The following is a 6,302-nucleotide window of genomic DNA, read 5'->3' as shown; positions in this document are numbered from 1 at the left end:
GCTCTTCCATTTCACCATACTGGCCCAGGAAGCGTTTCAGGTATTCGTCAATGTCTTTCTCTTCAATGGTTCGAACGGGACGTTCCAGCTTCAAACCTTTGTACTCAGGGATTTTGAAATCGGGGCGAACTTCCACTTCAAATTCGAATGTGAATTCGCCTTCTTCGGGAATCTGGAGGCTTTCGACATCAATCGTGGGTTCGTTGATCGGGTCGAGGTCGTTATCTTCAGCAATCAGTTCAAGGCTTTCCATCAGCACCCGCTGTTTAACCTGATCCGAAAGTTCCTGTTTAAAGCGTTTTTCAACCAGTTTGCGGGGGACATGACCAACACGAAAACCGGGAACCGTTGCCTGGCCTCCTAATTCTGCGACCGATTCAGAATAGTAATGGTCAATATCAGCGCGAGGGACAGAAACCGTGACGTGTTTTTTACAAGGACCAACCTCGTCAATTTTGGCGGTCACGGACATCTTGTACTCGCTGGCCGCAGATTCAGTTTCGTCAGCGGTTGCATCAGTTGTGGCGAGTTCGTCAGTCACGATCCAATCCTTTTCTTTATTATTTGTAGGAAGCTGTAGGGGCATTACCAATTTTCGGCAACAAATCTCAGGGCGGCAGTTGCGGAACGGCGATACTGCTACTTTTCTAATACTGGTTTAAAAGTACTAAAAGCCCCTCATTCAGATGATGGGGGCTGATGTTATTTCCCTGAGATCTTGCATGCGAAAAAAAGAGCGGGTGAAGGGATTTGAACCCTCGACAACCACGTTGGCAACGTGGTGCTCTACCACTGAGCTACACCCGCAAGTGAACCCGAACCTGACCATTAGTGAGTGAAACACTAGCGGTAAAGGTACGTGGTTCCTGTGCTGAGATTATGTCTTCTTATTCTCAGAGGTCAAGAGTATGAGACGAAGTAAATCATGGTTATCAGTGACTTTTTTGATTTTTTAACTGGAATCCTACTGCGGCCAGACAGTTTGAATCAAACTCTGACAATTTGATGGATTATGCGGGATGATTCCTGCCTGGAGACTGGTCCCCGCCATCACGTTGATGATTCTCACCATGTTGTTTTGAGGCAACCACACGTTAACTGTATATTTCAAAACAGTTTACGTATTTATAGTCCGTTCTTCCCTCGTGCGTGTTGCGATTTGACCTCATCCCCCCTTTGGTCCGAATGAGCCCGGTCCGGAAAAAATGCCGGGAATACACTTTTTTTATCTCCTTATCTAATAACAGTTTACGGACAACATCTTGAGCAGAATGTAAAAACTTTTTGGCGCTTTGGTCCGATTGGTATTCAGGTTGCTTTACACCCCTGTATCAACACTGAAACGATTCACTCGATGCAAATCTTCAAATATAACAACCAGGAGACCACCACTATGAAAAATGTCATCAATCAACTGATCAACGACGAAGCCGGATTCATTGTTTCTGCAGAACTCGTACTGATTTCCAGCATCGCGGTTCTCGCCATGATCGTCGGGCTGTCTGAAGTCGCCAACAATGTCAACCAGGAACTGGAAGATGTGGGCAGTGCCTTCTCTTCTATCAATCAGTCTTACAAACTCAGCTACTCACACGGCCACAAAGGCTGCACCGAATCCAGCAGCTTCCAGGATTGCCCTGACTTCTGCTCAGGTCAGTGGGACGTGCAATAATCTTTTCTTCACCCTCTGACAACTCTCTCTCTACCCGAAACGTGCTTTCTTTCCGATGACGACCGCCCGCAGGGCTTCACCACCTCTGCGGGCTTTTTTCAACCCGAAACAAAAACAGAACCGATCTTATTGGAGTCCATCACCATGAAAACCATGCTGATTCAACTGTGTAATGAAGAGGCGGGATTTATTGTCTCGTCTGAGTTAGTGCTTGTCTCAACCATCGCCGTGTTGTCGATGATCGTCGGGCTGAGCGAAGTGGCCCACGGCGTGAACCAGGAACTGGAAGACGTGGGCAGTGCCTTCGGGCGGATTAACCAGAGCTTTTATGTAGCCGGTGCACATGGTCATAAAGGCTGCACCGACGGCAGCAACTTTAACGACCAGGCCGACTTCTGTGATGGCGAGAACGATATCGTCTGCGATCGTTCCCCCGTTCAGGAAGGCCGCGGCCACTACAGATAAGCCACTCACAAAATAAAACCCGCCGGCGGATGCTGCTCCATGGCACGCGGGTTCAAAAATAAAACAGCGTTTTCCGAAGTGGAAGCAGGCTTGCATCGAGGCGGAGGTCTCCACCTCAGGCACCCTCATCATGTAAATGGTGAGGGTGCTTTTTTTATGGAGATCAACTCGGGAAGAAGTCTGCCAGATTCACGACTTTTTCCGTACGGGAAGAGTAGTCGATGGCGTTGAGCACTCTTTGCGTATTAATTCCGAGGTCAGCCCATTGCTGTTCTAATCGGCTTGAGCGGATAATATCGCAAAAGTGATTGATCATGCAGGTTTCCTGTAATGGCGCTTCCGTTTCGTACTCGGTGGAATTGCCATGACCATCGTTGACATAAAACTTAGGACTGCCGGTATCCCAGGGGCGTGTAAAATCATCACAATATAAAGATGCTTTCGTGCCTGCGATTTCAAACCACTTCCGCATGCTAACGTCAAAACCGCAGTCGAATGATGCGATGCGATCTTTGCTGAACCACATGATTCCCGAAAAATTGTAATCAACATCATTGTAAGGACGAGCGGTTCCGAAGACTTTTTGAGGGAGTTCATTAAACGCCCAGAGTGCCGCACCGATACAATACCAGCCAAGATCTCCCAGGGAACCGCCGCCCAGGTCGCGTTGAAGCCGTAAATCATTTTCGGGGACTTTATCCCAGCTGAAGGTAAATGATGAAGTGAAGCGTCGATGTTCTCCGAGCGCATCGCTGCGAATCATTTTGAGGATCTGGTGGGCACGAGGATGGTGATACCACATGACTCCATCCATCAGTTGAACCTGGTTCTCCAGACAGACCCGGCGCATCTCTCTGGTCTGGTTAACATTTAAAGCCAGCGGTTTTTCACAGAGGACATGTTTGCCGGCTCTGGCTGCACGAACAGTCCATTCACCATGCATCGACGGAGGGAGTGGAATATAAACCGCATCAATTTCGGGATCATGCAGAAGTGCTTCATAGCTGCCGACACTGCGTTTGACATGATGCTTTTGTGCCCAGGCGGCTGCTCTCGCAGAGTCGCGACTGGCAATGCAAGTGAGTTCGGCATTCTCGGCCTGATGAATGGCGATACTGATTTTTTCTGCGATACGAGCAGTGCCCAGGATTCCCCAGCGCACAGTTCGGTTTGAGTCTTTCATAAGAATGAGTTCCGGTAATTTATGAAAAAAAAATTGAAATCTTCAAACCAAATAGTTATTATTAAAAACAGAGCAGCACATCTTTAATCATTCAATTCTTTGGTTGCTCACTAATTCCGCTCAATATCACAGACTTTCCAAGATCTGTAAAGTGATCGTCGTTCAGTTGACGTTTGAGATTTTTCATCGCGCACGAATAAAAATAGTTTTGATTGCGCTCAACATGAATGGACACGTTTCTAGTGTGCATTCATTGAACATATGCAAGCCAAATTGATGCGGGCATTGAACAGTGTTCTCAAAATTTCGAAGTGGAATCTGGTAGACAGGAGTGGAAAATGACCAAACGAATACAGTTACTTTCGATCATGGGAATCGTTTTGATTGTCGGCTGGACTTTGGTGGAACCGGCCGGCGGCGCACCCAAAAACAGCATGATCACGACCTTAAAGTTACTGCCCGATGCACCCCAGATCAATTTATTTGAAGGCATCGAAAAACAGAAACTCGCGGCGAGAGTTGCCCCGATCAGCGCATATAACTCATCTGTGTTTATTACCAATTTAACAGCGCAGCCGCTGACCGTGAAAATTCCGCCGGCAGTTTCGTCTGTTCATGTCCTGGCACAAGTCGGTCCTGACAATGGTTTACTGCAGGGACTTCAGGACAAAATACAGCAGCAGACAGGCAAGAGTCAGGCAGTCGGAGGTAATCTGACACCTGTGGGGAACAATCAAAATTTGGACTTTAAAGGTCTGTTCACAATCCCGGCGGAAAAAACGGTTCGCTTACGTTTGCAATCGGTTTGTCTGGAACACGGGAAACCGTGTCCTTCAAGTATCAAAACTTATGAACTGCGGCCCATTGAAACACAGGTTCAAGACAAAGCATTGGTGTTGTTACTTACGAAGTTTGATCCCCGCTATGATGACTGGGAAATGATGCAGGCGATTGCCTGGCATTTGTCGAGCCATATGGATTGGCGGGAGCTTGCCAATGAAAAGAAACATCACATCATTGCCGATGGCGTTCCACTTTTCTCAACAGCTCAATTGCTGGCTGCGAAAAAAATTGTTGAATTGGCGCAGATTGACGTGAATCGAAAAACACCAGCAGAGACGCGTCAGGAATTCTCAAACTCAAAAACCGACGTTGATTCCGTTTCCACTTTCGGCAGAACAAGAGGCAACCGGCGCTAAACAGGAAAAGGGTCTTTCTTTTAAAGAAAGACCCTTCGATTTGTTATCAGAGAATCAGGCTGCTGCGTTTTTTCGTGATGTATTATCAGTCAACGCAGCAGCTGTCGTAGATGACCTTAGCGTGAAAGTGGTCTAAACTTAAGCCGGTGAGGCGAGTCGGCGTCTTTGCCAAGTTCCTCATGGCGTTTGGCTTCATACATTTTGTAATTCCCTTCAAACCAGCGTACTTTGCTGTCACCTTCGAAGGCGATGATATGCGTTGCCAGACGGTCCAGAAACCAGCGGTCGTGGCTGACGACCAGTGCGCAACCGCTGTAATGTTCCAGGCCTTCTTCCAGAGACCGCAGCGTATCGACGTCGAGGTCGTTGGTTGGTTCGTCCAGTAATAACAGGTTACCACCCGATCGCAGCAGTTTTGCCATATGGACCCGGTTTCGCTCACCACCGGAAAGTTCTCCCACCAGCTTTTGCTGATCAGGCCCTTTGAAATTAAATCGACCGACATAGGTGCGGGAATGAATGCTCGATTTGCCGACTACCAGATGTTCGTGACCTTGCGAAATTTCCTCATAGACGGTTTTTTTCGGATTCAGCGAGTCGCGACTTTGATCCACATAAGATAACTGGACGGTTTCACCCAGTTCCAGAGTCCCACTGTCCGGTTTTTCCTGCCCCATGATCATTTTGAACAGAGTCGTTTTACCAGCACCATTCGGGCCGATCACACCCACAATTCCGCCACGGGGTAATTCGAACGTAAAGTTCTCAAATAAGAGTTTGTCGCCGAATGCTTTCGTTACATTTTCCGCGATGAGTACCCGGCTTCCGAGTGGTCTGGAGATTGGGATCTGGATATCGGAAGCATCGTCCTGTTTTTCGTAATCTTCTGCGGCTAATTCTTCGTAGCGCTGGATACGGGCCTTGTTTTTAGAAGCCTGTGCTTTAGGCGACATGCGAACCCATTCCAGTTCCCGCTTGAGAAATTTTTGCCGTTTGGATTCCTGTTTTTCTTCTACTGCCAGGCGGGACTGTTTCTGTTCAAGCCAGGATGAATAATTGCCTTCAAAAGGAATGCCGCGGCCCCGTTCCAGTTCCAGAATCCAGCCGGCAACATTATCGAGAAAGTAGCGATCGTGCGTGATGGCGACAACCGTTCCAGCGAAACTGTGCAGGTAACGTTCCAGCCACCCCACCGATTCCGCATCGAGATGGTTGGTCGGTTCATCCAGGAGCAACAGGTCGGGGTTTTGCAGTAAGATTTTGCAAAGTGCGACGCGACGTTGTTCACCACCGGAAAGAGTTCCAATCACGGAATCCCCGGGGGGAACGCGCATGGCGTCCATGGCAATTTCCAGTGTCCGGTCGAGTTCCCAGAGATTGGCGACATCGATCTGGTCTTGAAGTTTTGCCTGCTCTTCGATCAGCTTTTCCATTTCTTCGGGAGAAGGATCTTCTGCAAACAACATATTCACTTGATTATAGCGGTCCAGAATCGCCTGCGATTCTTTGACTGCTTCTGCAATACATTCATCAACCGTCTGTTTCGGGTCTAAGTCCGGTTCCTGTTTAAAGTGACCAATTTTGATTCCCTTGGCAGGACGGACATCCCCTGTAAAAGTCGTGTCTTCTCCCGATATGATTTTCAGAAGTGTACTTTTTCCCGCACCGTTGGCTCCCAATACCCCGATTTTTGCTCCCGGAAAAAATGAAAGCCAGATGTCTTTCAGAATTTCTTTCTGCTCATAGGTTTTGGTGACGCCTTCCAGTTGCATAATGTATTGTT

6 protein-coding genes and 1 tRNA gene are annotated in these 6,302 nt (G+C 48.0%); 3 read left to right on the top strand and 4 right to left on the bottom strand.

Annotation, left to right across the window (positions count from 1 at the left end):
* Window positions 1-541 (bottom strand): trigger factor family protein (locus Q0294_RS10765; protein WP_299464660.1); only part of this gene is annotated, 541 nt, incomplete at its 3' end.
* A 194-nt stretch (window positions 542-735) separates the two neighbouring features.
* Window positions 736-807 (bottom strand) — tRNA-Gly (locus Q0294_RS10760).
* Between the two features lie 586 nt (window positions 808-1,393).
* Between Q0294_RS10760 and Q0294_RS10755 the strand changes: the two genes are divergently transcribed.
* Window positions 1,394-1,672 carry a branched-chain amino acid aminotransferase gene (locus tag Q0294_RS10755; protein ID WP_299464657.1) on the top strand — a complete coding sequence of 93 codons (279 nt, stop codon included), beginning with the start codon at window positions 1,394-1,396 and terminating at the stop codon, window positions 1,670-1,672.
* Between the two features lie 144 nt (window positions 1,673-1,816).
* Window positions 1,817-2,137, top strand: a complete 321-nt coding sequence (locus Q0294_RS10750) for a branched-chain amino acid aminotransferase (protein WP_299464654.1) — start codon at window positions 1,817-1,819, stop codon at window positions 2,135-2,137.
* 163 nt (window positions 2,138-2,300) lie between these two features.
* Here the strand turns inward: Q0294_RS10750 and Q0294_RS10745 are convergent, their stop codons facing one another.
* Complete coding sequence (locus Q0294_RS10745) at window positions 2,301-3,320, bottom strand: Gfo/Idh/MocA family oxidoreductase (protein WP_299464651.1); 1,020 nt, start codon at window positions 3,318-3,320, stop codon at window positions 2,301-2,303.
* Between the two features lie 338 nt (window positions 3,321-3,658).
* Between Q0294_RS10745 and Q0294_RS10740 the strand changes: the two genes are divergently transcribed.
* Window positions 3,659-4,519: a hypothetical protein gene (locus tag Q0294_RS10740; protein WP_299464649.1), complete on the top strand. Its 861-nt coding sequence runs from the start codon at window positions 3,659-3,661 to the stop codon at window positions 4,517-4,519.
* Window positions 4,520-4,635: 116 nt separating this feature from the next.
* On the opposite strand, the gene ettA is transcribed toward Q0294_RS10740, so the two are convergent.
* A partial coding sequence (gene ettA, locus Q0294_RS10735; protein ID WP_299464647.1) for an energy-dependent translational throttle protein EttA occupies window positions 4,636-6,302 on the bottom strand: 1,667 nt, incomplete at its 5' end.

It is taken from the genome of uncultured Gimesia sp. (assembly GCF_937919775.1).
GTDB lineage: Bacteria > Planctomycetota > Planctomycetia > Planctomycetales > Planctomycetaceae > Gimesia.
Note: the sequence above shows the minus strand (reverse complement) of the source record. Positions and strands in the feature narration are given on the sequence as shown.

What these genes read in the sequence shown, in the direction of transcription:
- Q0294_RS10755 (WP_299464657.1), top strand. Translation starts at nt 1,394, where the DNA reads ATGAAAAATGTCATCAATCAACTGATCAACGACGAAGCCGGATTCATT.
- Q0294_RS10750 (WP_299464654.1), top strand. Translation starts at nt 1,817, where the DNA reads ATGAAAACCATGCTGATTCAACTGTGTAATGAAGAGGCGGGATTTATT.
- Q0294_RS10745 (WP_299464651.1), bottom strand. Translation starts at nt 3,320, where the DNA reads ATGAAAGACTCAAACCGAACTGTGCGCTGGGGAATCCTGGGCACTGCT.
- Q0294_RS10740 (WP_299464649.1), top strand. Translation starts at nt 3,659, where the DNA reads ATGACCAAACGAATACAGTTACTTTCGATCATGGGAATCGTTTTGATT.